Annotated in this window: 26 protein-coding genes and 3 tRNA genes; 10 read left to right on the top strand and 19 right to left on the bottom strand. The window is 44.8% G+C overall.

From position 1 onward, the window contains the following. Window positions 1-60: 60 nt before the first annotated feature. The 3 genes from IPM19_02250 to IPM19_02240 all read right to left on the bottom strand — a co-directional run bounded on the left by IPM19_02250 (window position 61) and on the right by IPM19_02240 (window position 451). Window positions 61-134 (bottom strand) — tRNA-Trp (locus tag IPM19_02250). Between the two features lie 63 nt (window positions 135-197). Continuing rightward, the gene (gene rpmG, locus IPM19_02245; GenBank protein ID QQS23361.1) at window positions 198-353 is read right to left on the bottom strand and encodes a 50S ribosomal protein L33; all 156 of its coding nucleotides are present in this window, start codon (window positions 351-353) and stop codon (window positions 198-200) included. Between the two features lie 22 nt (window positions 354-375). Beyond that, a tRNA-Thr gene (locus IPM19_02240) sits at window positions 376-451 on the bottom strand. 659 nt (window positions 452-1110) lie between these two features. Here IPM19_02240 and IPM19_02235 point away from each other — a divergent pair. Further along, the gene (locus tag IPM19_02235) at window positions 1111-1725 is read left to right on the top strand and encodes a hypothetical protein (GenBank protein QQS23360.1); all 615 of its coding nucleotides are present in this window, start codon (window positions 1111-1113) and stop codon (window positions 1723-1725) included. Window positions 1726-1775: 50 nt separating this feature from the next. Here the strand turns inward: IPM19_02235 and IPM19_02230 are convergent, their stop codons facing one another. The 5 genes from IPM19_02230 to rpsB all read right to left on the bottom strand — a co-directional run bounded on the left by IPM19_02230 (window position 1776) and on the right by rpsB (window position 6152). Then, window positions 1776-3671: a hypothetical protein gene (locus tag IPM19_02230; GenBank protein ID QQS23359.1), complete on the bottom strand. Its 1896-nt coding sequence runs from the start codon at window positions 3669-3671 to the stop codon at window positions 1776-1778. Between the two features lie 157 nt (window positions 3672-3828). Continuing rightward, a tRNA-Thr gene (locus IPM19_02225) sits at window positions 3829-3904 on the bottom strand. 23 nt (window positions 3905-3927) lie between these two features. Continuing rightward, window positions 3928-4689 carry a tetratricopeptide repeat protein gene (locus IPM19_02220; GenBank protein ID QQS23358.1) on the bottom strand — a complete coding sequence of 254 codons (762 nt, stop codon included), beginning with the start codon at window positions 4687-4689 and terminating at the stop codon, window positions 3928-3930. 100 nt (window positions 4690-4789) lie between these two features. Then, on the bottom strand, window positions 4790-5374 hold the full coding sequence (gene tsf / locus IPM19_02215) for a translation elongation factor Ts (protein QQS23357.1): 585 nt from the start codon (window positions 5372-5374) through the stop codon (window positions 4790-4792). 19 nt (window positions 5375-5393) lie between these two features. Next, on the bottom strand, window positions 5394-6152 hold the full coding sequence (gene rpsB / locus IPM19_02210) for a 30S ribosomal protein S2 (GenBank protein QQS23356.1): 759 nt from the start codon (window positions 6150-6152) through the stop codon (window positions 5394-5396). 232 nt (window positions 6153-6384) lie between these two features. Here rpsB and rpmE point away from each other — a divergent pair, with 232 nt between their 5' ends. Next, the gene (gene rpmE, locus IPM19_02205) at window positions 6385-6651 is read left to right on the top strand and encodes a 50S ribosomal protein L31 (protein QQS23355.1); all 267 of its coding nucleotides are present in this window, start codon (window positions 6385-6387) and stop codon (window positions 6649-6651) included. Window positions 6652-6705: 54 nt separating this feature from the next. Here the strand turns inward: rpmE and IPM19_02200 are convergent, their stop codons facing one another. Continuing rightward, a complete protein-coding gene (locus IPM19_02200; GenBank protein ID QQS23354.1) occupies window positions 6706-7230 on the bottom strand; it encodes a hypothetical protein in 525 nt (174 codons plus the stop codon). Window positions 7231-7321: 91 nt separating this feature from the next. Between IPM19_02200 and prfA the strand changes: the two genes are divergently transcribed. Both prfA and prmC read left to right on the top strand, forming a co-directional pair. Continuing rightward, window positions 7322-8416 carry a peptide chain release factor 1 gene (gene prfA, locus IPM19_02195; protein ID QQS23353.1) on the top strand — a complete coding sequence of 365 codons (1095 nt, stop codon included), beginning with the start codon at window positions 7322-7324 and terminating at the stop codon, window positions 8414-8416. Then, a complete protein-coding gene (prmC, locus tag IPM19_02190) occupies window positions 8416-9246 on the top strand; it encodes a peptide chain release factor N(5)-glutamine methyltransferase (GenBank protein ID QQS23352.1) in 831 nt (276 codons plus the stop codon). Before prfA ends, prmC begins: the two co-directional genes overlap by 1 nt. 52 nt (window positions 9247-9298) lie before the next feature. Here prmC and IPM19_02185 read toward each other — a convergent pair whose 3' ends face one another. From IPM19_02185 to IPM19_02170, 4 genes are all read right to left on the bottom strand, one after another. Then, entirely contained in the window at window positions 9299-9979 is a 681-nt protein-coding gene (locus IPM19_02185; GenBank protein ID QQS23351.1) for a 50S ribosomal protein L25, read from the bottom strand. Between the two features lie 106 nt (window positions 9980-10085). Further along, window positions 10086-10448, bottom strand: coding sequence for a hypothetical protein (locus IPM19_02180; GenBank protein QQS23350.1), 363 nt, complete (start codon window positions 10446-10448; stop codon window positions 10086-10088). Between the two features lie 59 nt (window positions 10449-10507). Next, window positions 10508-11608, bottom strand: a complete 1101-nt coding sequence (gene rodA, locus IPM19_02175) for a rod shape-determining protein RodA (protein QQS23349.1) — start codon at window positions 11606-11608, stop codon at window positions 10508-10510. Between the two features lie 2 nt (window positions 11609-11610). Then, on the bottom strand, window positions 11611-12459 hold the full coding sequence (locus tag IPM19_02170) for a hypothetical protein (protein QQS23348.1): 849 nt from the start codon (window positions 12457-12459) through the stop codon (window positions 11611-11613). 67 nt (window positions 12460-12526) lie between these two features. Between IPM19_02170 and dnaE the strand changes: the two genes are divergently transcribed. The 3 genes from dnaE to IPM19_02155 all read left to right on the top strand — a co-directional run bounded on the left by dnaE (window position 12527) and on the right by IPM19_02155 (window position 18672). Continuing rightward, window positions 12527-16000 (top strand): DNA polymerase III subunit alpha, encoded by a 3474-nt coding sequence (dnaE, locus tag IPM19_02165; GenBank protein ID QQS23347.1) that lies wholly within the window; start codon window positions 12527-12529, stop codon window positions 15998-16000. Between the two features lie 622 nt (window positions 16001-16622). After that, complete coding sequence (gene thrS / locus IPM19_02160) at window positions 16623-18374, top strand: threonine--tRNA ligase (protein QQS23346.1); 1752 nt, start codon at window positions 16623-16625, stop codon at window positions 18372-18374. Between the two features lie 25 nt (window positions 18375-18399). Then, on the top strand, window positions 18400-18672 hold the full coding sequence (locus tag IPM19_02155) for a hypothetical protein (protein QQS23345.1): 273 nt from the start codon (window positions 18400-18402) through the stop codon (window positions 18670-18672). Between the two features lie 34 nt (window positions 18673-18706). On the opposite strand, the gene IPM19_02150 is transcribed toward IPM19_02155, so the two are convergent. The 6 genes from IPM19_02150 to IPM19_02125 all read right to left on the bottom strand — a co-directional run bounded on the left by IPM19_02150 (window position 18707) and on the right by IPM19_02125 (window position 22160). Then, the gene (locus IPM19_02150) at window positions 18707-19189 is read right to left on the bottom strand and encodes a hypothetical protein (protein ID QQS23344.1); all 483 of its coding nucleotides are present in this window, start codon (window positions 19187-19189) and stop codon (window positions 18707-18709) included. A gap of 88 nt (window positions 19190-19277) precedes the next feature. Further along, a complete protein-coding gene (locus IPM19_02145; GenBank protein QQS23343.1) occupies window positions 19278-19415 on the bottom strand; it encodes a hypothetical protein in 138 nt (45 codons plus the stop codon). A 110-nt stretch (window positions 19416-19525) separates the two neighbouring features. Further along, window positions 19526-19948, bottom strand: coding sequence for an IS200/IS605 family transposase (tnpA, locus tag IPM19_02140; GenBank protein QQS23342.1), 423 nt, complete (start codon window positions 19946-19948; stop codon window positions 19526-19528). A 210-nt stretch (window positions 19949-20158) separates the two neighbouring features. Further along, on the bottom strand, window positions 20159-20917 hold the full coding sequence (map, locus tag IPM19_02135; protein QQS23341.1) for a type I methionyl aminopeptidase: 759 nt from the start codon (window positions 20915-20917) through the stop codon (window positions 20159-20161). After that, window positions 20878-21549 carry a nucleoside monophosphate kinase gene (locus tag IPM19_02130; GenBank protein QQS23340.1) on the bottom strand — a complete coding sequence of 224 codons (672 nt, stop codon included), beginning with the start codon at window positions 21547-21549 and terminating at the stop codon, window positions 20878-20880. The genes map and IPM19_02130 overlap by 40 nt, the downstream gene beginning before the upstream one ends. Then, on the bottom strand, window positions 21549-22160 hold the full coding sequence (locus IPM19_02125) for a nucleoside monophosphate kinase (protein QQS23339.1): 612 nt from the start codon (window positions 22158-22160) through the stop codon (window positions 21549-21551). Before IPM19_02125 ends, IPM19_02130 begins: the two co-directional genes overlap by 1 nt. A gap of 78 nt (window positions 22161-22238) precedes the next feature. On the opposite strand from IPM19_02125, the gene IPM19_02120 reads away from it, so the two are divergent. The 3 genes from IPM19_02120 (at window position 22239) to dnaB (ending at window position 26825) form a co-directional block, all read left to right on the top strand. Then, entirely contained in the window at window positions 22239-23948 is a 1710-nt protein-coding gene (locus tag IPM19_02120) for a cation:proton antiporter (GenBank protein QQS23338.1), read from the top strand. A 17-nt stretch (window positions 23949-23965) separates the two neighbouring features. After that, on the top strand, window positions 23966-25300 hold the full coding sequence (locus tag IPM19_02115) for a class I tRNA ligase family protein (GenBank protein ID QQS23337.1): 1335 nt from the start codon (window positions 23966-23968) through the stop codon (window positions 25298-25300). Window positions 25301-25436: 136 nt separating this feature from the next. Next, the gene (dnaB, locus tag IPM19_02110; GenBank protein ID QQS23336.1) at window positions 25437-26825 is read left to right on the top strand and encodes a replicative DNA helicase; all 1389 of its coding nucleotides are present in this window, start codon (window positions 25437-25439) and stop codon (window positions 26823-26825) included. The last annotated feature ends 2 nt before the right edge of the window (window positions 26826-26827 follow it).

The following is a 26827-nucleotide window of genomic DNA, read 5'->3' as shown; positions in this document are numbered from 1 at the left end:
CACCAGTTCGATTCTCGCATACCCTCAAACAAAAACACTCAGCATAACTGAGTGTTTTTGTGGCAGGGGCTGTAGGAATCGAACCTACGCAAATGGTTTTGGAGACCATTGTACTACCATTATACGAAGCCCCCTCGCATGATTCACCTGCTAGTCGACTCCCCTATTATACCAAAACCCCGCATGGGGTGCGGGTGTTACTTGGTTTCCTTGTGAACGGTCTGCTTGCGGCAAAACTTACAATACTTCTTAATCTCCAAGCGAGCCTGGGTATTCTTTTTATTCTTAGTAGTATTATAGTTGATGTTGCGGCATTCAGTGCATTCCAACTGAATTCTGTGATCTTGTGACATATCTGATCTTTAATATTTTGGCTGGAGCCGGCTGTCGGACTCGAACCGACCACCTACGGTTTACAAAACCGTTGCTCTACCGGATGAGCTAAGCCGGCCCGGTTTAAGCTATTAAATTAACTTTCAAAGTTTAACATAAACCCTTGACATTGTCCAGTCCGAGGGGTATTCTGAAAGTAGCTGAAAAGCTATCCCACCTTAACAAACCCCACCATAACAACCCACCGGAGGATATATCCTCCACCATGCGCGAATCCGAACTATACCAGCGTTTTCTCAGGGTAAGTCGGACCCATTCTCGCATCCCACCTTTATAACGCTTCCACAGCGTTTTTTTCTTTTATAACCAACAATTCTTGCCAAAAAGCCCAAAATGAGTTAGAATTCTACAGTTAGCTACGGGTAGGTAGCGAAGCGGTCAAACGCAGCTGACTGTAAAAATGCAGCTCGTACGGGAACAAGAACTGTACGATAAACTTTCCGGGATAACGGTGAAACCCGACTGTCGTAAGACAAGGGCAATACCGTGGGAACTCACAATCATGAGAGCGCCGTAGAGACTAGATACCGGGACACCTGCAATGGTGAAGATATAGTCCACGCCTTTAGGTAACTTTAGGATAAAGTGAAATCAGCCGGCCTTGTGCCTTCACAGGTTCGAATCCTGTCCTGCCCACCATCAAAACACCCGCAAGGGTGTTTTTTGAAATGCCCGCAAAATTTTGCTAAACTTAGTTCACTTTTTTCTGGAGGAATTATGACTGCTTTGCAAAGATCTTACCCTGTGCACGATCTGTTGCGTTGGATACACGGCCCCAATCAGCTGGGATGCATACGCTTATACAAAGAAAATTTTGATCTATTCAAAAAAACCCAGGGCTCGACTAACAACCACCAAGCTTGGCCCGGCGGTTACCATGATCACATCGCCGAAATCATGAATATCGGCATGGTGCTGTACAACACTTTATCTGCTTACAGAAAACTGTCTTTTACTTTATCAGACGTGCTGTTGATTACATTTCTACATGATGTCGAAAAACCTTTTAAGTACGACATCGACGAAGACGGCGTGCTCCATGTAAAACCTCATCTTACCCAAAAGCGCGCTCAGCATAAATTCCGCATGGCGCTGCTCAAGAAATACGGAATTGAGCTCAACGATATGCAACTGAATGCAATGAAGTACGTAGAAGGCGAAGGCAAGGATTATTCCAGCCGCAACAGAGTTATGAACGAACTGGCCGCTCTATGCCACATGGCAGACGTGGCCAGCGCTCGGATCTGGTACAATCACCCAGCAGAAGGGCACGATTCATGGCTCGGAGCCAAGCGCTGCTGCGCCGCGTCCCCCGCTGCTGAATCAAAATAAGCAAAGTAAATAAAAAGAACCTGTTCTGAACTTCAGAACAGGTTTTATATTTAGGCTGCGACAGCCTTACGCTTAATGATTTCATCAAAGCCCAGTCGCTTGGCCACCTCCTTGGGTCGGCCAGATTCCAAGCCAGGCTTGATTGTATAAGTTTTGTCGATGACGAGGTTCTTGCCGATGCCCCCTGACTCCGCCGACTCCACAAAGATCCCTAGCTCTTTGATCTGACTAGAAGTAATGCTATGAGCCCCTAGATCATAAAGGTACATCAAATACTCTTTTGCCAGATCGAGCATTTCCACTGGATCCGTAGCCGAACCCAGCTCATCGTTGATAATCAACGTCTTAGCCCGCTGAGCTTTAGAAAGTTTCTCCAATGATTGCATCGTAAAAACGTCCTTCTCAAATTTGGCGGTGAATGTACTTTTATCGGAATCGCGATCCAAAAAGCTCAGCATAATATGTTCGAGCAAAATGACCTGCGCATCGGCTGCAAAGACAGGTAAGCCGCAATGAGCCAGCATTAAATTGTCTAGAACGGCCAACATCACGGTTGACTTACCTGACCCATTTGCACCGGTAATATTCACAACCTTGTCGTCTATCTCGATACCGCTGAATGGTTCGCAATAGGTCTTAGCCTCTGTCCTAACACGAATGGGATAGAATCGCTCAAACTGTATAGCGCCTTGTTCAACAATTTTTGGAAAACAATACGGCAATTCCAGTTCCATAATCATGTGAGCCAGGTCCGAATAGATACCCAAATCCTTGAAGAGAGCAATTACATCCTTTTGCCATTGTCTAAGATCGGAGATTTCTTCCTCGTACTGATCCCATATATCCTGGAAACTCAAATCGGCAAATGCCTGTTGGGCATTCTTGCAAGGAATTTCGATCGGTCCGCAGTTTTCTACAAACACCTTATCCGCCAAAACATCGAGCTGCTTTTTATACCGGAGCCGTAGGAGTTGGCTCATTTTTTTGGAAACTTTGTCCGCCGAACGCTCTCGCACCGCAAGGCCGTGATCAGGCTCATACAGCTCTCTGCCGCGGGAACTAATTTTGTTGTATTTCCAATCCAGCAGCGATACAGTCAAGCCAGTATGGTCAAACACATAGCCGACGGTGATGGAGCAATTACCTAAAGCGGCAAAATCGGCATCCTCCTGGCATTTCTTAACCAGGAACATACGAACGTCCTCGATGATAGATTCGGGGGTTTCGCGGATTTGAGCAACTCCTTTCTTCACGTAGAAGATTGCATCCTTTGTCTTCTTGATTAGCCAGCGGACTGGTTTGATTTTGTTCAAGAACTTGACCACCGCCCCCGAGGAAGGATCCAAGAGCGGATCAACACAAGGATGGTAATACCAAGTACCATAGCATGATTCATCTTTTTCAAACCTTACGGTATGGGTTCTGCTTTCCACTGAGAATTTCAATACCCCCTGAATCGCCGTACTCTCGCGCAATTCGGCGATCATCCGCCTGGTCAGAGCCATCTCTTCTTCGTACTTAACAGCACCTTCAGTCGCAAGGTAATTGCTTAAATTTTGAATGCGCTGAGGCAAACGATACAAAGAGTCATCGATACTATTGAATTGTTTGATACGTTGCCAAAAAGCTGTTCGTTTCTCTAAGATGAACTGTGCGTAAGCTAGAAAGCTGCTAGCATTTCTTGGAATCGTCGCATCACTCTTGTAGCCATCTATGGATCCACTCATCCCGTATCTAAAGAATGACTTTTCCAATAATGAACTATTGTTTAGCAGCCACATCAAAATTGACTGACGAGCCTGCACTTCCTCAAGATTAGATTCAGCTAGATCCACAAGCTTGTAGGAGTATAGGCCAATGCGATCTTGCAAGTCGGAAAAACGAGCATCCTCTTCGTTAACAAACTGAACAGGCTGCACAGTATTAAATAGCTTTAAGTCTTTCATCTTTTTCCTCCTAAAAAATTGATAATAACCGCTAACTATAATATAAAAGGATGGTTTTGTCAATTCTCCCATACTCTACTTTCATCTGCAAAATCGGCATAAACGGCAAATTCACCAAATCAAAAACCCGCCACTAGGCGGGTTAAGTTTTCTTTCATGGAGCCGTTGTGCGGGATTGAACCGCAGACCTTCTCCTTACCATGGAGATGCTCTACCAACTGAGCTACAACGGCAGGTAAATTTATACTCAGTTAGTTTACTCTTTTTTGTGAATATTATCAAGAGGTATGGAGTTCTTGGCTTTAGACTCCAGCTCAAAATTAAAATCCTGGTACTTTTGATTATTCGGGTCCAATTCCAAAGCCTTTTTTATGGCTTCCAAAGCCGGAGCGAAGCGCTTCATCCCTTGTCTTGCCAATGCAAGGTTATAAAAACGGCTCGGATTGGTGGGATCGAGCTGAACCGCCTTTTCGTAAGCTTGCTCTGCCTTTTTGTAATTGTTTAAGAATAGCGCGGCTAAACCTAAGCGAACCCAATAGGAAGTCTCGGTCGGTGCGTGAGTAATTAAATATTCATACACATTGAGCGCGTCTTCCATCTTCTTATGTTCTAAATAATACTGCCCCAAGAGGTCATAGTAGGAATCGTCTTTGGGATTGCGCTTAATGAGGTTGATATAATACTTTTCATCCTTTACTAAAGCCGGATTAGTGTCAGCCTTAATATTCTGAAAGACTTTCTGAAAAGTATAAGTAATTTTTGGAGCCTGCTTTAAGCCCTTAGCTTCTAACAAGAACTGACCGGCCTTATGACCAATGGTCTTTAAGATAACTTTGGACTTGGAGTAAGCCTTTACCGGCAAACCCTTGGCACTCAAAACAGAACCAGCTTCGTTAGCTGCTTCTATGCGGTCTTTTTTTGAATCCGGCTTATTCTTATCCTGAATAGTGGCTTCCGGTAAGCGGCGCAGAACCATAAAAATTACCCCCAGGATAGAAACTATAAAAGTGATGTTCATTATGGTGTTATAAGGCACGCTTACAGGAATTAATTAACTTCATTATAGCATTACAAAAGACCCCGCGCCGCAAAATTGCAGTGCGCGAGGCCTAAAAAATTTAGTTACCAAGCATGTAGCGGGTAAAGCGGCGAACCTGAATGTTCTCCCCCATCTTACCGGTTGCTTCGCCAAGCAATTCGCCGATGGTTTTGCCACCATCTTTAACGAACGGCTGGTTAAGCAAACATGCTTCTTCGTAGTATTTGGCAATCTTGCCTTCGAGCATCTTTTCGATGACGTCATCCGGCTTGCCGGCAAACTGTTCTTTATAAATTTCCTTTTCCTTTTCGATTACTTCGTTAGGAACATCTTCGGAAGAAATATATAGAGGGTTAGCTGCAGCAATATGCAGAGCGATTTCCTTTACCAAATTCTTAAAGTCATCAGTGCGGGCTACGAAATCGGTTTCGCAGTTCACTTCCACTAATACGCCGATGCGACCTCCAGCATGGATATAGCTTTCCACAATGCCTTCGTTGGCAGCACGGTCAGCCTTCTTAGCCTGCTTGGCTAAACCTTTTTTGCGCAAAATTTCGATTGCCTTTTCGTTATCGCCGCCAGCCTCTTCTAAAGCTTCTTTTACGTCCATAATACCAGCGCCGGTTTGTTCGCGGAGTAATTTGATAGTATTGTTGTCAGTCATTTTAGTTTTATTAATAATGTTATTTGCTGCTTGCAGCAGGTGCGTTTGGCTTCTCTGCCTTAGGAGCAGCTGGAGCAGCTTGGACGACAGGTTCTGCAGACTTATTAGCCTTCACAGCAGTAGCGATGAATTCTGTGATCAATGCTACAGCACTGCTGGCATCGTCATTAGCCGGGATTGGGTAATCCACCAAACTTGGATCTGTGTTAGTGTCGGTGATTGCGATTACAGGAACTTTCATCTTACGGGCTTCTGTTAAGGCAATATCGTCGTGGTGAATATCGGTAATGAACACCGCCTGAGGAATACGCTTCATGTTCTTGATACCTTCGAACAACTTGGTTAGTTTTTCGATTTCGCGTTCGATGAGCAAACGTTCTTTCTTAGTGTACTTTAATTCGAAGTCAGGGGCGTCTTTGCGGGATTGTAATTTTTCCAATTTACGAACAGTCTTTTGAATAGTTCGATAGTTGGTAAATGTGCCGCCTAGCCAGCGAAGGTTAACGTAAGGCATGCCGCAGCTTTCTGCCTGCTGTTTTACGATATCGCGGGACTGGCGCTTTGTGCCAATGAACAAAACTGTACCGCCGGTTTTAGCGATATCAGAAACAAAGCTAACAGCCTTCTGGAGGTTAGCGCGGGTTTTTTCTAAATCGATGATATGAATATTGTTGCGGGAAGCAAAAATAAACTGTTTCATCTTTGGGTTCCAACGAGATGTTTTATGCCCAAAATGAGCCCCGCTCTTAAGCAGGTCTAAGAGACTAATGTCTTTCATATTGATCCTTTAACTTCTATCTTGCGGGGTCGATAATCGGCCAGATGGCCCGAAACGACAGGATTTTTAGCAGAGTAATACTACTCAGCTAAGCAAGATATGTTTAATTAATTACCCGAAAAGTATACCAACTATTGACGAAACGCGCAAGTCCTAGTATACTTAGAAAAGTTCTAATCAGTAATGCACGTATCGCGCCATGCCTTGCAAGCGCCCAAGCGTGCTGAAATATATGAAAACAGCAATCCATCCAAATTATAATACCGCCGTAAAAGTGACTTGTTCTTGCGGAAATTCGTTTACAACAGGTTCCACTATGGAATCCATCGAAACCGAAATCTGCAGCAATTGCCACCCATTTTACACCGGTAAGCAGAAGATCCTCGACACCACTGGTAACGTTGACCGCTTTAAGAAGCGAGTCGCAGCCGGAGCCAAGGCTATCACAGAAAAGAAAGAAAAGAAGCCTCGCAAGACCCGCGGATCCAAAGCTGAATAAACTAGAAATAAAAAGACCACCGACCAGTCGGTGGTTTTTGTTTTGTAAACGTACTTAATTTCTGTGATCTTCTACAACCAAACCATGCCTATAAAGCTCCATGGCATCCTTCATTGTCCTGTCATAAACAATTTCCGGACTAGTTTGATCTAAGTTTACTTCCCGGCTTTCGTACAGTGATACAGGCCCACCCCACGCACGCGTTGAAAACTTCACCATCAAGTCTAAATAGAGAGTTTTATTGTGTGGGTTGTATATGAATACAACCCTGGGTATTTGAGTAGGATGCCTGCCTAGATGATCAGGGGTATTTTTCTTTTCAATGATAATATTACCGGATTCTGTGCGAAATAATTTACAGTCCTCCAGTCCTCGTGCCGCAGCTTCATCTTGCACCATCTTTTCCCAACTTTCCTGCAATCTTCCGTACACTGTAGAGGTTAATTTAAAGAATAACCTTTGCGCTCTACTTTCCTTCCAATTCAAATAAGCAATAAAGGCAACAACCAGAAGGATAATGGAGAATGTTACGCTGAGGACACCCAAAGGGATCCAGTACCATTGTATGAATAAGTACATATTACTTCCTCCTAAAGATTTATCGATATAATAAAGTAGCATACCTCCCAGCCTTGTGCAATGGCAGTGTGATCAGTATAATTACAGAGTTATGAACCCAGGATTCAATAAAATTTTAGAAGAATACAATCAGCTTACCGAGCAGCTCAGTTCTGGCGGTAATATTGACCTCGCCAAACTCGGCAAACGCCAAGCTGAGCTTTTGCCTGTCGTTGAAAAAATTCAGACAATACAAAAATTAGAAGATGAATTAACCGGCAACAGAGAATTAGCGGAGGCCGGGAGCGAAGTAGATGAAGAAATGCGCAACATGGCCCTAGAAGAAATCCGAACCATTGAAGGGCGCATTTTGGAACTAAACGAAGAAATAGAAACCGACCTAATTCCCAAAGACGAGTACTACCAAAAGAACGCTATTTTAGAAATGCGCGCCGGTGCCGGCGGCGATGAAGCAGGATTGTTTGCTGCCGAGCTTTTCCGAGCTTACTCAAAATATGCCGAAAGCAATAATTGGAAAGTTAATGTTGTTTCCAGCTCTACGAATGATGCCGGCGGCTATAAAGAAGTCATCTTCGAGATTACCGGCCGTCCGAGCGCCGGACCTAATAGCGACATTGGCCCCTACGGTATCTTTAAGTACGAATCCGGAGTACACCGCGTGCAGCGCGTACCGGAAACAGAGAAAAGCGGCCGAGTGCACACCTCTACGATAACCGTCGCTGTAATGCCGGAATTGGAAGAAAACGATTACAGCATTGACCCAAAAGATCTGCGGATCGAAGCCACTACCTCGCAGGGCGCAGGCGGCCAGAGCGTAAACACAACATATAGTGCTATCCGCGTAGTCCATATTCCAACAGGAATTATGGCTACCTGCCAGGATGAACGCAGCCAGTCACAGAACAAAGAAAAAGCTCTGGCGGTTATCCGCGCGCGCGTTTCTAGCTACTACCGTGAAATCGAAGAAAAAAAGCTGTCCGACAACAAGCGCAGTCAGATTGGCACCGGCGATCGCAGCGAAAAAATCCGCACCTATAACTTCCCGCAGGACCGCGTAACTGATCATCGCATTAACCAAAACTTTAACCAAATTAACTTGATTATGGAAGGAGAACTGGGCGGAATAATCGAAGCGCTTCAGAAAGCTGATACTGAACTCAAAAAAGAAGCGATCAAAAACTCGTAATGACCATTCGCGAAGCCTTAAAAAAATATCATTCCATTGATGAGACAGAATTATTTTTGTCTCATCTTTTAAAATATTCAAAATCGGATTTAATTAAAAACCCTAGCCAAAAGCTCACAAAAAGCCAGGAATTTAGTTTGGATAAAATGATTGGGGCCTTTAAAAAAGGTGCGCCGGCGGCGTACCTGCTGGGGTATAAATATTTTTACGGCCAAAAGTTTAAGGTGAATCGCAGCGTACTCATCCCCAGGCCCGAAAGCGAATGGTTGGTAGATAAAACCTTAGACTATATCAACACTAAAAACATAAAATCGATTTTGGATATAGGCACCGGATCGGGATGCTTGGCCATCTCCATCTTTCAAAACTCACCGGCTGGAACTAAAATAAAGGTGACCGCAACGGATATCTCCCCGAAGGCATTAAAAATTGCCCAGGCTAATGCAAAAAGTCTAAAATCCAAAGTCACATTCAAACAAAGCGATCTGCTTTCCAATATTCGCAGCAATCCTGATTTAATTATTGCCAATCTCCCCTACGTTCCAGTTAGTGATTATAGAAAGTTTATAAGCAATCTCAAGCAAGAGCCTAAACTTGCGCTCACAGACGGCACCAACGACTCCATCCTCTATACAAAACTTATCGAACAGATCTCCAAAAGAAAACAGAAGCCTAAAGTGATTCTATTCGAACTAGACCCATCAACTAAGCCTATCCTGTCCTCTGCAGTCAGACAATTTCTTGGACCAAAATCAGAACAGAGACCTTATAAACTCACCTTCCACAAGGACCTAAATCAGCTCATCCGATACGCTGTCTTGGAATTTTAACAATATAAAAACCGCCCTATCGGTTAGGATAGAGCGGTTAAAAATTTAGCAATTATTCGCCAGCCTTGTCGTCAGCTTTTTCGCCGCCTTCAACATTGCCAGTTTCCGGTTCAGGACCTACGGCTGCAGCTACAGCTGCTGCTTCGTCCACTTGTTTGGTTAATTCTGCTTCTACATCGCGAGGAGCCTGTACCTTAGCGATCACTTCTTCGGCTTCGGCTAAAATCTGCACTTTGTCGCTTACTTTAATGTCAGCGACAGTGATTGAGTCTTCAAAAGTCTTTAAGGCAGAAATATCCACTTCGAAATGAGGAGGCAAGTCCATAGGCAAACATTCTACGTTTACTTCGTTTAATACTTTTACCAACGTACCGCCCAAAACTTTCACAGCTTCAGCTTCGCCAACGTATTCGATCTGTACAGTTGCCTGCAGCTTTTCGGACATGTTAACAGCAAAGAAGTCGATGTGAATCGGGTTGGAATTTAAGTAATGGTGCTGCACATCATGGATCAGTACATTAGTAGCAGATCCGTCTGGCATCACCAGCTCGATAACTGTGCTTTCGCCAGCTTTTCGAAATACTTTTTCAAACTCAATTGCGTCCACAGCCAAGTGAACGTTATCGACTTTGTTGCCGTACATTTCGGCAGGAATCAAACCGGCGCGGTATTCTGTCTTAGAATTGCGGTGAGTTAACTCTCGGCTAACGGCCTTTAATTGAATTTTTTCCATATAGTAGTAAATTAAATACTTCAGAATTATATAGTATTTGGAGATTTTTGGCAAGAGGCCTCGCTAAAGACAAAAAACCCGCCGAGTGGCGGGTTTAGCAAGTAATTTATTTAGTCTTAAAGGCTTTAATAAAGTCGCCGTCAAAATCTTTTATAGACTGATGAATGGTAATACAGTCATTAGGCACCAAAGCCGGAAGATCATTGAATTTAGCGGTATCTTTCTTGGTTAAGTCGGTTTTGGCAATAACAGTGAAGATGTCGGGGCCATTGATGTCAATATTGAACATAACAGAACTTTTGCATTTATGACAGTCGGAATGAATCAGCAAGTGCGCTTCCGGAAAACCTTCTTCCTGCTGGCTGTCCAAAACTTTGATGTTTGAAACTTGATATTTGGTACTACACACCGGACATTGGAGCATAAAACCCAGCCAACCGAGCACTCTTTTTAGATCATTTTTGCGCATATATTCCTTTCCTCTATATTATATCAGCTACCAATGGCTACATCAATTAAAAAACTTGGCTAAAACCGGAGCACTTTGGACTGTTTGGCGATGTTTTGCACAATCCCCAATGCAATGGCAGTAACTAGCATCGAGCTGCCTCCATAAGTGATAAACGGCAAAGGAATCCCTGTTACCGGCAGCAATCCGATGTTCATGCCGATGTTAATAACAACCTGCGATCCGAATAAGAACAAAATACCGCCGGCAATATACATAGCCAAATCATTGCGGGCAGTCTGCATAATTTTGATTATACGAATCATCAAAATATAAAAAAGAGTTAACACCGCGATGGATCCGACCCAGCCGATCTCTTCGCTTGATGCAGCAAAAACAAAGTCAGTATGCTTTTCCGGCAAAAACTTTAGTCCACTCTGCACGCCCTGGCCCAGGCCACGCCCGGTAAGCTGTCCGCTCCCTACAGCAATTGTCGCCTGCCGTACGTTATACCCTTTGCCCTGCGGATCCTTATCCGGATTCAAAAATACTTCTACGCGCAACTTTTGGTAATCGCGCAGCAGGAACTGCCAGGAAAAGCCAGCAAACAAAATTCCTGCAATTAGAAATACTACTATTAAAGACCGGCGGATCGGACTAAGTAAAATAATTCCAAACCATACCGCCATAACAATTAACGACGAGCCCAAATCCGGCTCCATGGCTATCAGTACTGCAGGCATCGCAGCGTAGACAAAAGTCAGTAGAATATTTTTCCACGAATTGATTTCGCCCCGATGAAGATACAGCCAGCGCGATAATCCTAAACCGATAATAATTTTTGCCAATTCTGCGGGCTGCAACTGAAAAAATCCAAAATCAATCCAGCGCGCGCTGCCGCGAATCGGGTCTCCGAACAGAACCAGATAAATAAGCGCGAAGATTAAAATCGGATATATGATCCGGTTTTGCTTAGCCAACACCTGGTAGTTGTAATTAGCCAGCAGAACAAACACCACCAAACCCCCGCTAGCGAACGCGAACTGGCGGTAGAATAAACCCAAATCACCTTCACCCAGCGAAATGGCATACTGAATGGATAGGCCCACAACAAGCAACAAACCGCTAACTACTAGTAGCGGTATGTCATAAAATTTCAATTTTTGAAACAGCTGATTCATGTCTATTTAGCACTCCCCGCGCTGAGATTGTTTGGATCTAGAGTATTGGTATAGGCCTGAAGTTCTATGCGATCTACATTCGCTTTGTATATTCCCGGCCACTGCAGCTTATATGCCCGCCGTTCGAAAGCCTTCAGAGTGTATTCTTCCCTGGTTGTAACGGCCAAAATCTTACCATTTTTATCGTATAAGATTAACAGTAAAGTGACCTGCTTCAAATTATACGGGCTATTATTAACCACAGAGCCCTCTGCAGCGGTCGCCAAGGGATTAACCTCTTCGTACACATAAGGTTCGGACATTCGCAAAGCAACTTCCGGCAATTGGATCTTCTTCTGCCAGGTCGGCTGTTCTACTTCTACAGTTGCAGAACTAATGCTTTGCAGCGATTGAACCCTAGAAACCACAATCCACTTCTTTTCATCTGGAAGCAAATAAGTTTCCCCGAAAGACTGAGTAATTTCCTCTTCTTTAGAATTCAAGAAACGGAAGGTGTACTTTAAACTTTCTGCGGCTAAGTCCAAATTACGATTGGTGACCTCTGCATAGGCAGAGACTGTGCCATTATAATTTTGAACAATCTTAGCGCTGGAGACCTGAATCGGTTCCGGTGCGTCGAAAGCGGGATGAGCCGCGACGGCGTGCTGATTAAGCGATTTAGTAAAATAAAGTTCGCTGCCGTAGCGTAAGGCCACCACGCCAGGGATGAGCAAAATAATTAAGCTCACCAAAAGAGTTCGCTCCCACCCCGGAAGGCCGGTAAACCACTGGTTAAGCTTATACAGGCCGTCTTGAACTGCCAGCGTGGCGCCGGCATATTGGACTTTTAAATTTTCCTTTAATTCGCTCATTTTAGGTTGCTTTTAAGTTTTTGGCGGTGTGTTATGATAAATTTAGTATAGCAAATTTTAACGAAACATGGAGAAATTCACTCATTTACATTGCCATTCGCACTTCTCTCTTCTGGACGGACTATCAAAAATTCCGGACCTGATTCAAGCAGCCAAAGCTCATGGCATGACCAGTCTGGCTATTACCGACCATGGCTCTATGTACGGAGTGATCGAATTTTATAACGCCTGTGTTGCCGAAGGCATCAAACCAATAATCGGAATGGAAGCCTACATCGCGCCTCGCGGCATGATAATGAAGGAAGGCAAACAAGACGCCGACTACCATCATTTAACTCTGTTAGCAAAAAACTATCAGGGATATTTAAATTTGGTGAAGCTGGCGACTTTAGGACATACCGAAGGATTCTATTACAAGCCGCGTATAGACCTAGCAGCTATCCAAAAACACTCCGAAGGATTGATCGCATTATCCGGCTGCCCCCGCGGGCAAATCGCACGCGCTTTAAAAGTATCCGAGGAAGAAGGAGCCAAAGCGCTGCAGCAATACTTATCTATTTTTGGCGTGGAAAATTTTTACTTAGAGCTTCAGAGAAACAGCTTAGACGGGCATGAATTAATGCCGAACGAAGAGCTTGTTGCTCTAGGACAAAAATACAATGTCCCAATTGTGGCGACACAGGACTGCCATTATGTCCACAAAGACGATGCCGAAGCTCAAGACATCATGGTTTGCATTGGAACTGGACGCAACGTTACCGACACCAATAGACTCGATATGCGATCGCATGATCTTTCATTTTCGGCACCCGGAGAAATGGCTAAAAAATTTGCCGATTTACCAGAAGCTATCAGTAATACCCAGGTGATCGCAGATCAGGTGGATGTAGAAATTCCTATCAACCAGCGCTACTTTGCCAAAGTCGAACTGCCCCCTAACAAGACAGCTGCGGAGCATCTGAAAGATGTTGTCTACCAAAAAGCCAAAGAGATTTACGAACCGCAAGGCAAGTATGCCAGCGGCAAACTGGATCGCCAGATTCAGGAGCGCATAGACTATGAATTAGGAATTATTTCCACGATGGGATTCGACGCCTACTTTTTAATGGTGGCCGACATTGTGGAAGGCGCCCATAAGCTTGGCGTTTTAACCAATACTCGAGGAAGCGCGGCAGGTAGCATTGTCGGCTACTTGTTAAATATCAGCGCTATTGATCCGCTCGAATACGAACTTCCTTTTGAACGTTTCTTAACTGTATACCGCCCGACCCCGCCTGATATCGACTTGGACATTGCCGACGATCGCCGAGACGAAGTTATCGGCTGGATCGCAGAAAGATACGGCGCAGACAAAGTGGCTCAGATTATCACTTTCGGAACCATGAAGGCGCGCGCGGTGGTGCGCGACGTAGGCCGGGCTTTGGCAGTGCCTTACGGCAAATGCGACCGCATTGCAAAAATGATTCCTTTGGGCAAGCAGGGCTTTACCATGACGCTCGACAAGGCCATTAATATGAATGAAGAGCTTAAGGCTATTTACGAAACCGATGAAGTAACCAAAAGAATTATCGATATCGCCTTTAAGCTGGAAGGCTGCGTTCGCCACGCTTCTATTCATGCTGCCGCCATTGCCATCACCCCTACCCCACTCACAGACTACACCCCTCTGCAAGTCGAACCGGATGGCAACAGGCTAATTACCCAATATGACATGTACGCACTCGACGTAGGTGCAGACAGCCATGCGATTGGAGTAATTAAGATGGATTTATTAGGAATCCGTAACTTGAGTATTCTCGAAGCCGCGGTAAAATTGGTTAAAGTCAGGCATGGTATTGATATCAATGTTACCAGGCTCCCGCTAGATGATAAGAAGACTTATCAGTTTTTGTCTGCCGGCCATACGTTTGGTGTTTTCCAGCTAGGCAGCTCCGGCATCACCCGTTACCTAAAGGAACTGCAGCCATCCTCAATTTTCGACATATCAGCCATGATAGCTTTATATCGTCCGGGACCGATGGGAATTATCCCTCAATACATCGCGCGCAAGCATAATCCAAAGCTGGTAGAATTTTTTGTGCCTCAAATGAAGGACTATCTAGAACGATCTCTGGGCTTGTTGGTTTATCAGGAAGATGTTTTACTCACTGCGATTAATATCGCTGGATACTCTTGGGAAGAAGCCGACAAGCTGCGCAAGGCCATGGGCAAGAAAATTCCTGCAGAAATGGCCAAGCAAAAAGAAAAATTTACCCAAGGGTGCATCGCCAAAGGAATGAGCGAGGCAAAAGCCAATGAATTATTTACCCTTATCGAGCCATTTGCTGCTTACGGATTCGGTAAAGCTCACGCGGCATCTTACAGTCAGGTTAGCTACCAAACCGCATACATGAAGGCTAATTACACAGTAGAATTCATGGCTTCCTTGATGAGCGCGGAAAGCGGAGATGAGGATAAAATCCACGAAGCCTTTGAAGAATGTAAAAATATCGGCATTAAAATCCTACCGCCAGACGTTACAGAAAGTTATGGAGGCTTTACAGTGATAGATGAAAAAACAATCCGTTTTGGTTTGCGTGCCATTAAAAATTTAGGCTCCGATGTGATTCGAAAGATTATCGATAACCACAAAGCCGGCATTAAATTCCATAGCCTGGAAGACTTCTTGATCAAGTGCCACGTTAAAAACTTCAACAAGCGCTCCTGGGAGGCCCTGGTTAAAGCCGGCGCACTAGATAAGTTTGGCGAACGCGCTTCGTTGCTCGCTAGTACCGAAAATGTTTTAGATTTTCTACGCGAGCACTTCCGGTCTCAAACCCAAGGCCAGCACTCACTGTTCGGTAAAACTTTTCAGATCGGCCGCTTGCAGTTGATAGACGCCACCCCCATGCCGGAGGTGGATAAGCTGAAGTATGAAAAAGAACATTTAGGCTTGTTTGTAACGGGTCATCCTCTGGACGAGTTCACCAGGGTCATCAAGGACTACACGCCTATTAAGGAAATTAACCAAAGCATGGATAACCAGAGTGTGCAGGTTGCCGGAATCATCACTAAGGCTAAGCGCACCATAACCAAAAAGAATGACCCGATGGCCTTCTTTACTTTAGAAGACAAAACCGGCTCGATTGAAGTATTAGTATTTCCAAAGGTGATGCCAATGGCTGTGCCTTATTTAGACTCCGACACGGTTATCCGCCTAAACGCAAAAATTTCCTACAAGGACGGCGAAGCCAAGCTAATTGTTAACGAGATCAAAGATTTGCCCAATGATGAGCTATACCAGATGGCTTTAAGCGAAATGGAAAAGCAAAAACAGCTGACCATTCATTTGCCGGACATTAAAAATCAATCCACGCTTCACCAGATCAAGGCCCTGCTCGAATCTAATCCTGGCAGTGCCCCGGTCTACTTAAATGTCGGTTCGGGTCAAGACGCCAATACCATAAAGACTAAATCACAAGTCCGCATTACTCGCGATTTGGTCGAAAAGCTCCGCAAAATCCCAGAGGTCAGCATGATCTACGACCGAATGGATTTTTGATTCTTGACAGCGGTTTAAAAAAAGTATTTAATGTAAGTGCTGAGAAACATACTCTTCTTGGCCAACCTTCCTAGCACTTTTCGGACGAACAACTTTAAAGCGCTCGGAGCTCGCATGTCCCCAGCATGCGAGTGCAATCATCACAATTTAATAACAACTAAATAACAGCATTCTGCGAAATTCGCGAGGTTGGACCGGTCATCACATCCGGTTCGACGGAAAGTGTACGGTTGTTCCCGTTCACATTCCTCCGCGGCTAGGCATCTCCGCTTCGCCGAGCCTGTGCCTAGCCCATTTCTGCCCTTACCAGGGCGCCGATGTTGTCGGTCAAATCATCCCGACAACGCTTGGATCTGGTCATGATCAGATCGAAGCTCCTCTTTTCCCCCGGATCGATATTCGGGGGCTTTTTTTATTTCCATTTTTAGTCTATAATAGAAGGGCTCAAGCTATGAAGCAGCTACCAACTGCCGAGCCTAAAGTAAACTAAATAAAAAGTTCGCAGGCAATAAGCTAGCGAAGAACTGGGACGGAACCGTCTTTACCCAAAAGACCCCAGAATTTTGTACGCAGCAAATATAGCGCGTTCGAAATTCTGGGATTTTTAATATAATTTTTGATTATGAATAACGAACAACTCTCCAACAAGCGCCACTCGCTCGCCCATCTGTTAGCAAGCGCAGTACTAGAACAATTCCCAGACGCCAAGTTAGGCATCGGCCCGGTAATAGATAATGGTTTTTACTATGACTTCATTTTCTCCAAGCCTTTAAGCCCGGATGACTTGCCAAAAATCGAAAAATGCATGCGCGAACTAGCTAAATCTAATTTGGCTTTCGAACGTCAGGATGTTTCTAGCGAAGAAGCTAAGAGTTTTTATGCAAACAAAGATCAGCCTTTTAAAGATGAATTAATAAATGAACTTTCCGATACTGGAGAAAGTCTGTCACTGTACAAGACCGGAGAATTTACCGATCTGTGTCGCGGCGGGCATGTAGAAAATACTTCCGAAATTGATCCTGAATCATTTAAGTTAGACAAGCTGGCAGGCGCTTACTGGCGCGGCGACGAAACTAAGCCAATGATGACCCGCATTTACGGCTTAGCATTCGAGACAAAAGAAGAACTGGATGCGTACTTGAACATGCGCGAAGAAGCTTTAAAGCGCGATCATAAAAAGCTGGGACCAGAATTAGACTTGTTTGTCTTCTCCGACCTGATCGGAGCTGGGTTGCCATTATGGACTCCAAAAGGAACATTGGTTCGTAACATGTTGGATGATTATGTTTGGGAACTGCGCCAAGCCAAAGGCTATACCAAAGTTGAAATTCCCCACATCACAAAAAAAGACCTCTACGAAAAAAGCGGTCACTGGGATAAATTTAAAGACGAATTATTCCGCATCACTACCCGCGAAGGACACGAATTTGCTATGAAACCGATGAACTGTCCTCACCATACCCAGATTTACAATCGAAAGCGCTGGAGCTACCGCGAACTGCCCCAGCGGTATTGCAACACAACTACCTGCTACCGGGATGAACAATCGGGAGAGCTTGCAGGGCTTTCGCGCGTGCGCGCTTTTGCACAAGATGACGCCCACGTTTTTACCCGCTTATCAGAGGCAAAGCAAGAGTTCGTGGCAGTTTGGGATATTATCGAAACATTCTATAAAACCTTTGGGTTCGAACTCAAAGTCCGTCTGTCCACCAGAGACCCTCAAAACCCGGATAATTATTTGGGTAATTCAACGGATTGGGACAAAGCCCAAGATCTACTCAAGGAAATTGCCAAAGAAAAAGGAGTGGAAACTCTGGACGGTATTGGCGAAGCCGCCTTTTACGGACCAAAACTCGACTTTATGGCTAACGATTCTTTAGGCAGACAATGGCAGGTCGCAACTATTCAGTTTGACTTCAATATGCCAGAACGCTTCGACCTGTTCTGCATCAATGAACAAGGCGAACAGGAACGCATTGTGATGATTCATGCGGCCATTATGGGTTCTATTGAACGTTTCTTGTCTGTATTAATCGAGCATACCGGCGGCAACTTCCCTACCTGGCTGTCCCCGTTGCAGGCAGTGGTTTTACCTATCTCGGAAAAGCAAACCGAATATGCAGGCAATGTTATCAAACAATTGAAGGACTCAATCCCGAATCTGAGAGTCGAACTAGACGATCGCAGCGAATCCATAGGCAAGCGCATCCGCGAAGCGGCAAAGCAAAAAGTTCCGTATTTACTGGTGGTGGGAGATAAGGAAATCGAAGCGGACAGCTTAGCAATACGAAAACGCGGCGATGAAGATTTAGGCATTATTAAAGTCAGCGATTTTATTCAAACATTAAAATCAGAAATCGAGCAAAAATCCTAATTCAAAAATTGATACAGGGGGTAAGATGCTAAAGATTAAGCAACAGGACACAATTAAGCACGGCGACGTAATAGAAGGCAGCCTGTGGGGACATCAGGTTAATCAGATGATTCTTAACCTCCGGACTGCTTCATTAACGATAAAATCCTGGGAGCTGTCGATTGACACCGCAGAAAAACTCAGAGTAGGCTATGTTATCGTTTATGTCCGCGGCAACAGCTTAGCCGGCCTTATACGGGACACCAGCGACCGTTTCAGATTAATCACCTTTCCACAGGAATACTTAAGGCAATACTAAAAATCCACTCTTTCGAGTGGATTTTATTTTCAAGTTATATAGTTGGCTGAGCAGGAGGCGTTGGCGCTGCTGGTGGGACAGGCTGAGCGGGTGGAGCTGTGTTGTTTGCGTCATCAGCTTCTTTGAAGGCCAAGAACCACAAGACAATCAAGTTGATCGGGCTGATAAGCATAAGAATGCCAAACCATTGAGGGCGTCGGCGGATTTCGGAAATCTTCATCCATACATATGCGATAACGAAGATATTGACGAAAGGCACCAACATGGCAAGAATCCACCAGTTGGAAACGCGGGCAATTTTTACAGCGTAAAAGAAGTTAACAATGGGTACCCATGCCAGCCATTCATTTGGCGTATTAGTCTTCTGTGCAATTCGATAAAGCGTAAAGGAATAATAAATGTAAAACCCGACCATTAAGATTAGCCAGAAAACCCCCAAACCTGCCGCGACCGCAGGGTCTATCTCTGTGCCTGCTGCGCTGGGGAACGTAGCCAAACCATTCAATTCATTGTTCATTGTTTTATATTAATTGTAAATTCACCTTGATTATAGCAGATCCTACAAAATTAAAAAGCACTACAAGTAGTGCTAAATTTTTACAGACTCATTCTTCTTCGAGCCTCACCGGCCCACCGGCGATTAGCAGCACAACCACACCCCAGAACAAGAAGAACTGAAGAGTTCCAAATGTCAGTATTGCGGCGAGCAGACCCAAAAACCATCCTACTTCTGTTCCTTCCATCGATAATTGTCCTCCTAAGACGTTGCTACAATTCTTCTAAAACAGTAAACTAGCCACCAGCTAAACGCTGGTGGCTTTTATCTTTGCCTGCCGTAGCAGGCATCTAACACTTAGAAGAGCTTTGGCAGTTCTATCTGATGATGTTCTTGGTTCTGAACATAACGCTTAACTATTGCTTCATCAATGCCTACAGTGGATACAAAGTAGCCTCTGGCCCAAAGAGCTCCTTTAGGAAACCGCTTAGTCTTCTTCTTGAGCCAGGCACTTGATTTAGACTTAAGAACTGCCAAAGCATAGGCAACAGAATACTTGGGTGGTATTCCAATGTAGAGATGAATATGATCATCGCCAATGTGCCAGGCAGACATTTCCCAGCTTTTCCACTTGCAGATGGCCAGAAATATTCTTTTGAGTTCAGCTTTGGTATACTTGTCTTGCAATGCCTTGTTTCGATACCTTGGAGTCCAAACCACATGGTAGAAACAACGGTAAGTGCTATGTTCAAGTTGGTACAATCTTCGACTTGAAACCATTTTTAAAATCACCTCCTTTCTTGCTTGAGGTGATTTTATTGTAGCGTGCTTTTGCCGAGAGCTACGCTTTCAAACGCACACCCCAGCTAAAGCTGGGGGTTTAGATGGGTAAACAAAAAACTGTAGACTAGTGCTACAGTTTTTTGGCTTAGTTGTCAATAGTTTCCAATAGAAAATGACAGGTGTTTAAAATGAACCCTCAGCAAACACTTACGTCAATATTCTAGATCCGTTTTTGGTGATAGCAATAGTGTGTTCAAAGTGAGCACCCAAGCCTCCGTCCGAACTGCGAATAGTCCACCCGTCGGGATCAAAAATGACGTTTGGTTTCTTTTGGCAAATCATAGGCTCGATAGCAAGAACCATATTTTCCTCCAGCTCCATACCTTTGCCTGGTTTGCCATAGCACGGAACAGCCGGATCTTCATGCACGGCATAGCCGACCCCGTGCCCTACCAAATCGCGAATCACAGAGAAGCCGGCCTTTTCTACAATCGATTGGATCGCGAAGCCAATATCGCCAATTGTGTTTCCGGGCTTTGCAACATTAATAGCCTCTTCTAAAGCAATGCGCGCCGTATCCATAAGCTTCTGGGCTTGCGAGCTGACTTTACCCACACCTACGGTAATCGCCGTGTCGGTATATAAACCTTTATATACCATGCCAATATCCAAGCCGACTATGTCTCCTTCCGTCAATATGTCCTGCTCCGAGGGGATGCCATGCACCACGACATCATTTACAGAAGTACACAACCCAGCTGGGAAAGGATTGTCTCTGCTGCCATAACCAATAAAGCTTGGCTCGCCGCCAACTTTTCTGATTTCGGCCTCTGCAAATCGGTTCAGCTCCGCTGTAGAAACTCCCGGCTTTGCCAGTGCAGCTGTGCGATGCAAAATATCGCGCAGAAGCTTGCCGCCCTGATCGATTACTTCGATTTCTTGCTTAGTTTTGATTGACTTTCCCATGGTTGATTATTCTTGATATAAAGATCAATGGCTTTCTGAATTCTAGCTCGAACCTGTACAGGAGTACCCATACCACTGATCCTTTCGAATTTATATACTGATGAAAAATATTTAATAACTTGCCGAATGTTTATTCGATAATACTTAGCCCGATTCTGAAGGCCTTTGAGAGTATCGTCGCTGCGCCGAGTGGTGTTGGTTCCTTTATAACCCTGGCGGGAAGCGATTCTTTTCTTTGTTTCTTCCACCGGAATGGTAATGTAGACCACCAGAGGTTTTGTGCGGCCAGACTCCGCTAGCAATTTACGAGCTAAGCGGGCTTCTTGCACCATTTTGGGATGACCGTCGAACAGAATACCTTTTGTCTTGGGAACGCTCGAAATGGTATCCCTCAAAATCTGGCGACATAGTTGGGTTGGCGCCAAGATCCCCTTATCATAATTCTTTTTTAAAATATGGTTTACATCCCTCTGCTTTTCACGCAACAGCGTTAATTCGCGCCCCATGTCGAAATCGTACAATTTATACTTTTTTGCAAAGTAGGCAGACTGGGTTGCCTTGCCCGCAGCCACATCACCTAAGAAGATTAGGTTAAGCTGCATATTAGACTTGGTGCGAGGCGTGCGTTGCATTAAACGTGACTCTCCTTTACTTGCAACGCTTCATCAATGCGCGCTGTAATTTGTTCAATACTGCCAACCCCATCAATTACAAAAAGCTCCCCTACTCCCCCCATGAATTTGATTACGGGCTTTGTTTGTTCATCATAAAGATTTAAACGGTATTCAATTTTATCGGGAGTATCGTCTGTGCGAAATTCATGGTGAGCGCGCTCTAACAAGCGCTTTACAGATTCTTCTTTTGGAACATCAATGACTACCGCGGCAAACTGCGTAAAACCGTTTTGCTGCAAATAATGTATTAAGTGAATACCCTGCGGCACCGTGCGAGGCACGCCGTCGAAGAGCAGGCGCTTGTGTTTAATAACTTCCGGCAATTCTGTCTGTAACACCCGAAACAGCTCTTCGTCTTCCAATAAATGCCCGGCGTCGATCAGTTCCTTAACTTTCCGTCCAAAAGGAGTATCCTTTTTCGCTTCTTCACGCAGAATTGCACCCATTTCCCAGTAAAAGAAATTGATTTTTTTAGCTAACACTTTACCTTGCGTACCCTTGCCGGAACCCTGAGGTCCGATCATAAAAATCGCGTCATATTTTGTAAAATCCATAATAGGTGAATCCATGTCTTAATTGTACCGATTTATCCATTTTTGGGCAATTTATGTTATAATAAACGCAACATAGACTGGAAACAAATATAAATGGACAATTTATTTATCGAATTAGCCGCTGTCATGGCAGGAGCTGGCATCATTGCGTTCCTGCTGAGATTTTTGAAGCAGCCAAGCATCATTGCATATATTGTGACAGGTTTGATCATTGGCCAACTAGGGTTGGTCAATATTCATAATGGCGAGATCTTCCATGGCTTGGGTGAAATTGGCATTACCCTGCTGTTATTTATGGTCGGACTGGAAATGGACATCTCTCAGTTAAAGCGTATTAGCAAAACCGCGATCATTACCGGATTAGTCCAAGTTATATTCACAGGTGTTGCAGGCTTCGGGTTACTAAGCCTGCTCGGATTCGAATTTGTTACCGCACTGTACATCTCGATCGCCATCAGTTTTTCTTCTACCATTATTGCCGTTAAGCTTTTATCAGAAAAAAAGGATCTGCAAAGCTTATACGGGAAAATTGTCGTAGGAATCCTGCTGGTTCAAGCAGTCTTGGCGATATTTATTTTAGTACTACTGTCCTCTTCGAATGCAGTAAGCGGATCCCCGTTCGCGGGCTTTAACTTAAGCGGGCAATTAGTGCTCACTCTAGGCAAAACTTTTATGCTCGGAGTAGCGATTGTATGGCTTAGCAAGTACGTATTCCCGCGAGTTATAAAATCCATAGAAAAATCGGAAGAGCTTATTTTATTGTTCGCCTTGGCGTGGTCGCTAGGCATAGCTGCTTTGTTCAGCTTGCCGATCATAGGATTCAACGCCGCGATCGCCGGATTCGTAGCCGGACTCTCGTTGGCTAATTCTGGCATCCAGCATAAGATCGGCAGCCGCATTCAGCCCCTGCGCGATTTTTTCATTATCATATTCTTCATAGTCCTGGGCGCCAGCCTATCCCTTACAAACATTTCTGATGCCATAATCCCGGCGCTGATAATTACAGGATTTGTATTGATAATTAAACCGCTTATAACTTCGCTCTCACTAAGCATACTTGGATACAAGCCGCGCATCGGCTTTATGAGCGGAGCCTCTATAGCGCATATCTCGGAATTCGGCCTACTCATTACCTCTGCCGGGCTGGCTGCAGGATATGTAAACGAAACAGACGTAACCGTTGTCGCCTTAGTCCGAATCCTTACTATCGCCGCAGCAACTTATGGCATTTTGTACGCCTCAAAGATCTATAAATATGTTCAGCCACTCTTTAATTATTTGGATTTCTCGAATACTAAAAAGGATAATGAACTTATTAAGTCTCCTCCTGCAAACCACATAATCATCATTGGCGCGCATAGGCTAGGTAGCCACATCTTAGATTCGCTTTCGGTGCCGGCAGAAGAGATAGTAATAATAGACTTTAACCCGGACGTCGTTCATCATTACGAAAAACTCGGCTATACAGCCATCTGTGGTGATATCGCAGACCAATACATCCAGGAGGTGTCTAATTTGAAAAAAGCCAGGCTGATTATCTCCACTATCCCCGACTTGGCCGACAACATGGCGACGTTTGAGTTTATCAAACGTCAAAAAAAGAAGATCAAAATCATCATGACAGCGCAGGATGAAGACGAAGCGCAAGTATTATACGACCTAGGCGCTGATTATGTTTTGGTGCAGCATATCATAGGCAGTCTGCACTTGGCTGGGGTAATAGAAGCTAATCAAAACCCTAACGCACTTAAAAAACTCAAAGAGCGCCACTTAAAAAGCCTGCGCGCGCACGACCACCATTAAATCTGCTACAATAGTGTATGCTTAAAATTTTCGATACCTTGCAAAAAGATATCATTCCTCTAGAATTCTCCGGCGAAACGGTTAATTTCTACAGTTGCGGACCAACCGTTTACGGTTATGCCCACATAGGAAATTTGCGCAGTTTTATCATGGCCGACGTGCTTTTCCGCACCTTAAAAGCAAACGGCCAAAAAGTGCGCTGGGTCATGAACATCACCGATATCGATGATAAAACCATCCGCGGCTGTCTGGCAGAATTCGGAAATGAATCCAGCATCAAAACTCTAAAAACTTACACCACTAAATTCACCGAACGGTTTATCGCGGATCTGCGCGAAGTAGGCGTAAATACGGAACAAATTGAGTTCATTAATGTGACCGATGTAATTCCCGAAATTCAGGAATTCATTATGAAGCTCAAGGAAAAAGGCTACGCCTATACCGCCGAAGACGGCAGCACTTATTTCAGCATTGAGAAATACCAAAATGATTTTAAAGATTATGGTGCCTTAGTTGGAGCTAAATTTTTGGAAGGCAAAAAGGTCGGCGCGCGCATCAAGCATGACGAGTACGACAAAGACAATCTCAGCGACTTCGCTTTATGGAAGGCCTGGGACGAGGCAGACGGCGCCATATTTTGGGAACATCCGGAATTAGGCAAAGGCCGCCCGGGTTGGCATATTGAATGTTCGGCAATTAACTTTCACGCGTTTAGGGGAGAAGCAACCGACATACACACCGGCGGCATTGATTTAATATTCCCTCATCACACCAACGAGATTGCACAAAGTCAGCCGCTTGGTCCATTTGTAAATTACTGGGTTCATTTTGAACACCTTCTAGTAGACAGCAAAAAAATGTCGAAGAGCCTAAAAAACGATTACACTCTAGAGGAACTCAAAGGCAAAGGCTTTTCAGGCTTAGACTTAAGATACCTTTTGCTGCAAAGCAATTTCCGACAGCAAAACAATTTTACCTGGGAAGCAATCGAAGCCGCTCATAATGCCAGAGTTAAATTGGCAAATTCTGTAGATGTAAATTCCGCCGAAGAGGTTTCTATTGCTGGCGAGTTTTTGGACGCACTCAATAATAACCTCAACACCGCCGGAGCCTTGGCAATTGCCCACCAAAACAAAGACAACCTGCTTAGCTACGATCAGGTCCTTGGCTTAAGCCTTGGCGATAAACCCCATGTCGAAATTCCCGAAGCTGTGCAAGAGCTACTAACCCAAAGACAGCAGGCCCGGGACAATAAAGATTTTTCTAAATCAGACGAGCTTCGGGACGAAATTGCCAAGCACGGATTTGAAGTTAAAGACACTTCGACCGGCCAACAAATAACAAAAAAGTAAGGCAAACTACCCGGTTTTAAGCCGGGTTTTTGTTTAATATCTTTAACCTGCGAAACAAAAAAATTTCTGCTACAATGCTAAGACAGCAGTGCAAAGCATAGCTTAGCACTAGATAACTCTAAGAAACCCCAATAAAATGGCCACAAATCTAGACCGACTACCACCTCAAAACCTCGAAGCAGAAACCGCGCTTTTGGGCTGTTTAATGTTAGATAAAGACGCCATTATTAACGTGGCGGATACTATCATTAGCGACGACTATTACGATAATCGCCACCGCTTAATCTACGAAGCGATCGTTGGTCTTTACGAAAAGAGCGCTTCTATCGACGTGCTGACCGTTGCCAACTTGCTCGAAGAACGAAAACAAATTGAACAAATCGGCGGAGCCAGCTACTTGGCGACCCTAGTCAACTCTGTACCTTCATCAGCCCACGCCGCTTACTATGCCAGCATTGTAAAGAAGAAGGGCACACTGCGCCGCCTGATTAACTCTGCTTCGGAAATTACCAATATGGCCTTCTCGGAAGAGGGCGAAATCGAAGATATTTTAGATACTGCAGAACAGAAGCTGTTCAATATTTCTCAAAGCAACCTGAAGCAGAATTTTATTTCTATCAGCAATGTGTTACACGATACGTTCGAACGCATCGACGAACTGCACCGCTCCAGCGGCAAGCTGCGCGGCGTGCCCACAGGCTTTATCGAGCTCGACAAAAAGTTAAGCGGGCTGCAAAAATCCGACTTGGTTATTCTGGCCGCTCGACCTTCTATGGGTAAAACCTCTTTAGCGCTGGACATCATGCGCTACGTAGCAGTGCACACCAAAACTCCGGTAGGAATCTTCTCTCTCGAAATGAGCAAGGACCAGCTGGTAGACCGTTTGCTCGCTGCAGAAAGCAACGTAGATTTCTGGAAGATCCGCACTGGTCAGCTAAACGAAGCCGACTTCGAAGCCCTTGGCGATGCCATGGGCGCGCTTTCCGAAGCGCCAATCTTCATAGACGATACTGCCGGCGGCAACATTATGGAAATCCGCACCAAGGCCCGCCGCCTGCAGACAGAGCAAAAACTCGGTCTGATAGTGGTCGACTACCTACAGCTTATGGCTGGCCGCAGCACCGAAAACCGCGTGCAGGAAGTTTCAGAAATTTCCCGATCCCTAAAAATTCTGGCGCGCGAACTCAATGTCCCGGTCTTAGCCCTATCCCAGCTGTCCCGCGGCTTGGAAAACCGTCCAGACAAAGTTCCTCAGCTGGCTGACCTTCGAGAATCCGGATCAATCGAGCAAGACGCCGACGTTGTAATGTTTATTTATCGCGAAGATATGTATAAAGGAAAAGAATCATCCCGCCCTAATATCGCCGAAATCCATATTAAAAAGCACCGCAACGGCCCTACCGGCCAAGTCGATTTGTTCTTCGATGCAGAGCGCACCTCATTCCGCAACTTGGACAAGAGCTTCGACACCAGCCCAGAAACAGTCATGCAAACTCTTAGCGGCGGCGAACTGGAAGAACTCTAAAT

This window comes from bacterium (genome assembly GCA_016699995.1).
In the GTDB taxonomy this organism is placed as follows: domain Bacteria; phylum Patescibacteriota; class Doudnabacteria; order UBA920; family UBA920; genus UBA920.
This window is presented reverse-complemented; position numbering and strand designations above follow the sequence as displayed.

Bases quoted from the DNA above. Each gene is read 5' to 3' on its own strand.
- tsf (QQS23357.1), bottom strand. From the start codon at position 5,374: ATGACTGACAACAATACTATCAAATTACTCCGCGAACAAACCGGCGCT.
- tnpA (QQS23342.1), bottom strand. From the start codon at position 19,948: ATGGTTTCAAGTCGAAGATTGTACCAACTTGAACATAGCACTTACCGT.
- IPM19_02230 (QQS23359.1), bottom strand. From the start codon at position 3,671: ATGAAAGACTTAAAGCTATTTAATACTGTGCAGCCTGTTCAGTTTGTT.
- IPM19_02125 (QQS23339.1), bottom strand. From the start codon at position 22,160: ATGGATTCACCTATTATGGATTTTACAAAATATGACGCGATTTTTATG.
- dnaE (QQS23347.1), top strand. From the start codon at position 12,527: ATGGAGAAATTCACTCATTTACATTGCCATTCGCACTTCTCTCTTCTG.
- map (QQS23341.1), bottom strand. From the start codon at position 20,917: ATGGGAAAGTCAATCAAAACTAAGCAAGAAATCGAAGTAATCGATCAG.
- IPM19_02120 (QQS23338.1), top strand. From the start codon at position 22,239: ATGGACAATTTATTTATCGAATTAGCCGCTGTCATGGCAGGAGCTGGC.
- IPM19_02150 (QQS23344.1), bottom strand. From the start codon at position 19,189: ATGAACAATGAATTGAATGGTTTGGCTACGTTCCCCAGCGCAGCAGGC.
- IPM19_02145 (QQS23343.1), bottom strand. From the start codon at position 19,415: ATGGAAGGAACAGAAGTAGGATGGTTTTTGGGTCTGCTCGCCGCAATA.
- thrS (QQS23346.1), top strand. From the start codon at position 16,623: ATGAATAACGAACAACTCTCCAACAAGCGCCACTCGCTCGCCCATCTG.
- IPM19_02115 (QQS23337.1), top strand. From the start codon at position 23,966: ATGCTTAAAATTTTCGATACCTTGCAAAAAGATATCATTCCTCTAGAA.
- prfA (QQS23353.1), top strand. From the start codon at position 7,322: ATGAACCCAGGATTCAATAAAATTTTAGAAGAATACAATCAGCTTACC.
- IPM19_02155 (QQS23345.1), top strand. From the start codon at position 18,400: ATGCTAAAGATTAAGCAACAGGACACAATTAAGCACGGCGACGTAATA.
- rpmE (QQS23355.1), top strand. From the start codon at position 6,385: ATGAAAACAGCAATCCATCCAAATTATAATACCGCCGTAAAAGTGACT.
- prmC (QQS23352.1), top strand. From the start codon at position 8,416: ATGACCATTCGCGAAGCCTTAAAAAAATATCATTCCATTGATGAGACA.
- rpmG (QQS23361.1), bottom strand. From the start codon at position 353: ATGTCACAAGATCACAGAATTCAGTTGGAATGCACTGAATGCCGCAAC.
- IPM19_02220 (QQS23358.1), bottom strand. From the start codon at position 4,689: ATGAACATCACTTTTATAGTTTCTATCCTGGGGGTAATTTTTATGGTT.
- IPM19_02130 (QQS23340.1), bottom strand. From the start codon at position 21,549: ATGCAACGCACGCCTCGCACCAAGTCTAATATGCAGCTTAACCTAATC.
- IPM19_02200 (QQS23354.1), bottom strand. From the start codon at position 7,230: ATGTACTTATTCATACAATGGTACTGGATCCCTTTGGGTGTCCTCAGC.
- dnaB (QQS23336.1), top strand. From the start codon at position 25,437: ATGGCCACAAATCTAGACCGACTACCACCTCAAAACCTCGAAGCAGAA.
- rpsB (QQS23356.1), bottom strand. From the start codon at position 6,152: ATGAAAGACATTAGTCTCTTAGACCTGCTTAAGAGCGGGGCTCATTTT.
- rodA (QQS23349.1), bottom strand. From the start codon at position 11,608: ATGAATCAGCTGTTTCAAAAATTGAAATTTTATGACATACCGCTACTA.
- IPM19_02180 (QQS23350.1), bottom strand. From the start codon at position 10,448: ATGCGCAAAAATGATCTAAAAAGAGTGCTCGGTTGGCTGGGTTTTATG.
- IPM19_02235 (QQS23360.1), top strand. From the start codon at position 1,111: ATGACTGCTTTGCAAAGATCTTACCCTGTGCACGATCTGTTGCGTTGG.
- IPM19_02185 (QQS23351.1), bottom strand. From the start codon at position 9,979: ATGGAAAAAATTCAATTAAAGGCCGTTAGCCGAGAGTTAACTCACCGC.
- IPM19_02170 (QQS23348.1), bottom strand. From the start codon at position 12,459: ATGAGCGAATTAAAGGAAAATTTAAAAGTCCAATATGCCGGCGCCACG.